Source organism: Pantoea sp. B9002 (genome assembly GCF_013385945.1).
Lineage (GTDB): Bacteria > Pseudomonadota > Gammaproteobacteria > Enterobacterales > Enterobacteriaceae > Pantoea.
This window is the reverse complement of the sequence record NZ_JACAPA010000042.1, coordinates 27,046-27,619: the sequence shown is the minus strand read 5'-3', so window position 1 is coordinate 27,619 and position 574 is coordinate 27,046. Positions and strand designations below refer to the sequence as shown.

The window sequence follows — 574 nt, the reverse complement described above, 5'->3', positions numbered from 1 at the left end:
ATTGCCTGCACGCCCTTCAAGGCGAGGTGTGGCATCACTGGTGGTACCGCCATTGAATACCGATCCCACGTTACTTTCATCTTCCCATGCCGAGAAGATTTCCGGCACCGGTGGAGGTGCAATCGGCGTTAAGATCATCACCGCTTCGCTCTGCACATCGCCCGCGCGTACAGTCAGACTGTTGTTACCTTCAGGCAGGGTCACATACTGATACCAGGTACCATTCTGGTCGGTCCACACATTGCCAACAAAGCGATCGCCAGACCAGATTTCCAGCACCTGGTAACGCGGTCCGGTACCGCTGAGCACGACGTCATTGCTGATGGCTGAACCGCCCGGCCCGATGTCGCTACCGGCCATATCGCTAATGCCCGTGATCGACAGTTCCTGGTCAACCGGTTCAACCGGTTCAACATGCGGAGCGTAAGTCATATCAAATGGCTGGCTTGAAATACCCTGTGACACAACGAACACCTGATTAACGCCTTCCGCCAGCCTCGGGGTGTAATTCCAGTAGCCGTTGCGATCTGCAACCACCGTCTCCACCAGCTCATCGTTGATCCAGATTTCCACT

1 protein-coding gene is annotated in these 574 nt (G+C 55.4%); it reads right to left on the bottom strand.

Features of this window, described 5'->3' with window-relative positions; translation table 11 throughout:
* Nucleotides 1-574 (bottom strand): hypothetical protein (locus HX773_RS19745; protein WP_176972942.1); only part of this gene is annotated, 574 nt, incomplete at both ends.